Consider the following 3071-nt stretch of genomic DNA (forward strand, 5'->3'; position numbering starts at 1 on the left):
GACACCTCGACAATATTTGCAAGAAATTGAATAGAAATATTCCATGTTCTTGCAAATTCCGCAACCGCTTTTGAGGCATCAGGCCCCGCCAACATTGGGGGGATGGGGTTGTTCAGGGGCGACTACAATAGCGTCTGCGCCGCCTGGCGCAATGCTGAGACTGCAAAAAGACAGATAGCTTGAGCGGCACCGGACGGCCGATGGCAGCGCGTCCTATGTTGCCGGTATTGCTGGCAGCGCCAGCGAAGAGATAAAAACAAGGAAGGCATACGTATCCGGTGATACGGCCGGGCTTCAAACCCGGAGGGGGGGGTGCCAGTCACTCCCGGGTAGGTTCGACTCCTGCTGCCTTCCGCCATTGAATTCGGCTTTCCAGGCTATCCAGCGCCAGCACAACATCCGCAGCAGTGGGCGACTTGCCGACATCGCCCAGATTGATGATTTGCGGCGACCAGTTGCCCTCAGTCTTCCAACGTGGAGAATCACAATACAGCTCAATGGTTGGGCGGTAAAAAGCGGCTGCGATATGGGTCAGGCCGGTGTCGACCCCAATCACCAATGCAGCGCGCTGGGCCAGCAGCACGGCCTCCATCAACGGCAGCCGAGGCAGCACACGGGCATTGCTCATCTGGCTCGCCAATTGCTCGGCAACGCGCTTCTCGGCATCGCTGCCCCACGGCAGCAAAACCAGCCAGCCACGTTCTGCCAGCCAACCTGCTATCTGCATCCAATGGGAGACCGGCCATTGTTTTTCTGCCCGTGCGGTGCCATGAAAAAAAACAGCATACGGCTGATCCGGCATCCACGCAGGCAGATCTGCCGCGCGCATTGATGGCATCTGCATATTGAAATCAGCGACACCATCCACCGTATAGCCGAGCGCTGCGGCGGCAACCTGGCGGGCCCGCAGCACCGCATAGGTACGCAGGCCAACCGGCACGCTCTTGGTATGAAACAAGCGTGACAGCGGTTCATAACCAGACCCCTCTGTTGCATTCGCCAATCCAACACGATGGCCGCCGGGCGCAAGGCGCGCCATCCGCATCACGATGCTGGTTTTCAACAAGCCCTGGGTATCGAAGATGAGGTCGTAAGCATCGCGTTTCAGTTGTTGCCGGAAATCCGATATCTCGGCAAGCGTGGCGGCAGAGAACAAGCTTTTACGCCAGCGCCGCAACGCAATCGGGATCATCCGGCGCACTTCGGGATTCATCTGCACCAGACTGCCGTAACCCTCTTCGACCACCCAGTCGATATTGGCATCGGGATAATGACGGCGGATATCCGACACCATCGGCATGTTGTGCACAACGTCTCCCAATGAAGAGACGCGGACGATGAGAATGTTCAAACGGCTTCGCTTCGACAGAAAATTAGAAGGGCAAGACAGCGTCCGGCTTGGCAGCCAGGATAACGCGCTTGAATTCAGACTGGATACGCGCCAGGGCTGCTTCAGACTCCGCCTCGAAACGCATTACCACGACCGGGGTAGTGTTGGAAGAACGGACCAGGCCGAAGCCGTCTGCGTACTCAACCCGCAATCCATCAATCGTGATGATGTTCTCGGCACCGCCAAAATCTGCGTCACTTTGCAGTTTTGCGATCAAAGCGAAGTTCTCTCCCTCGGCCAGCATCAGATGCAATTCAGGTGTGCTGGTCGATTGCGGCAATGCGTTCAACACTGCCGAAGGATCGCTTTCGCGGCTTAGCAATTCAAGTAGGCGTGCACCCGCATACATGCCGTCGTCAAACCCGTACCAGCGATCCTTGAAGAAAACGTGACCGCTCATTTCACCACCGAGCGGTGCGCCGGTCTCGCGCATCTTGGCTTTGACCAGCGAATGGCCGGTCTTCCACATCAACGGCTTGCCGCCGCGCTGCGCTATCCAGGGAGCCAGATGGCGTGTGCATTTAACGTCATACAAAATCTCGCGCCCCGGATTGCGCGTCAGCACATCCGCAGCAAACAACATCAGTTGCCGGTCCGGATAAATGATTTGTCCATCCTTGGTGACGACACCAAGACGATCACCATCGCCATCGAACGCCAGCCCTAATTCAGCGTCCGAATTTTGCAAAGCGCGAATCACATCCTGCAAGTTTTCTGGATGAGCAGGATCAGGATGATGATTCGGGAAAGTACCGTCAACCTCGCAAAACAGCTCTTGCACCTCGCAACCGAGTGCGCGATACAACTCGCCGGCAAAAGCCCCGGCAACACCGTTGCCGCAGTCGACCACGATTTTCATCGGGCGCGCCAGTTTGGTATCGCCGATAATGCGCTGCAAATACGCATCCTTGATGTCGTGCTGGCGATAGCTGCCGCGTAGGGCCGCTACGGTTGCCTTGGTGCTGCCGCCGGCAATTGCCTGATAAAGCTGCTGGATAGTCTCACCATAAATCGCCTCACCAGCCAGGACCATCTTGAAACCGTTGTAATCCGGCGGGTTATGACTGCCGGTAACCATGATGCCGGATTGCGCACCGAGAACGTGAGTCGCAAAGTACACCATCGGCGTCGCCACCAGCCCCAGATCCACAACATCGACACCTGCGTCCTGCAAACCGGACGCCAGGGCGGCGGCAAGTTCGGGGCCCGACAAACGGCCATCTCTGCCGATAATGACTGTTTTCTCGCCTTTGAGGCGGGCGGCGATACCGAAAGCACAGCCAATCTGGCGAGCGATTCCGGCGTCTAACGCGCCACCGACTATCCCACGGATGTCATAAGCTTTAAAAATCGATTTGGAAAGTTGCAGCATAATTTTTTGTATCGGCAAAATGGCTAGTCGCGCGGAACGCAGTAACGAACATGACGTTCTCGCTCAAGCGGATATACAGGAAACGCTCAAAAACCAAATGGGCAGCAACCTGAGGGCAGGCGCTTGCCCAATTGGCTAGTCACAATCCCGAAAAACACTGTCGACAGAACAAGAACAGTGAGTTGCAGAACCTTCTTTAGACGCGTATGGTAGAGGGTGTGCTGGATTTTGTGTAAACGGAATTTCGTTTAATTCGGCTTCATCCGTTCTTCAAACTGGATAGTGAAGCGGTTAAGTGCTCCCTTCCAG

At 56.0% G+C, this 3071-nt stretch carries 2 protein-coding genes and 1 tRNA gene; 1 reads left to right on the forward strand and 2 read right to left on the reverse strand.

From position 1 onward, the window contains the following. The first annotated feature begins 260 nt into the window (after window positions 1-260). A tRNA-Sec gene (locus ACIQ0R_RS12110) sits at window positions 261-358 on the forward strand. Here the strand turns inward: ACIQ0R_RS12110 and waaC are convergent. Both waaC and ACIQ0R_RS12120 read right to left on the reverse strand, forming a co-directional pair. Next, window positions 320-1351 carry a lipopolysaccharide heptosyltransferase I gene (waaC, locus tag ACIQ0R_RS12115; RefSeq protein ID WP_395827782.1) on the reverse strand — a complete coding sequence of 344 codons (1032 nt, stop codon included), beginning with the start codon at window positions 1349-1351 and terminating at the stop codon, window positions 320-322. The two genes, ACIQ0R_RS12110 and waaC, sit on opposite strands and share 39 nt — an antisense overlap. Before the next feature lie 22 nt (window positions 1352-1373). Beyond that, on the reverse strand, window positions 1374-2762 hold the full coding sequence (locus tag ACIQ0R_RS12120) for a phosphomannomutase/phosphoglucomutase (protein ID WP_395827785.1): 1389 nt from the start codon (window positions 2760-2762) through the stop codon (window positions 1374-1376). Between the last annotated feature and the right edge of the window lie 309 nt (window positions 2763-3071).

The sequence above is a fragment of the Collimonas sp. genome (assembly GCF_044339385.1).
Classification (GTDB): domain Bacteria; phylum Pseudomonadota; class Gammaproteobacteria; order Burkholderiales; family Burkholderiaceae_D; genus Collimonas.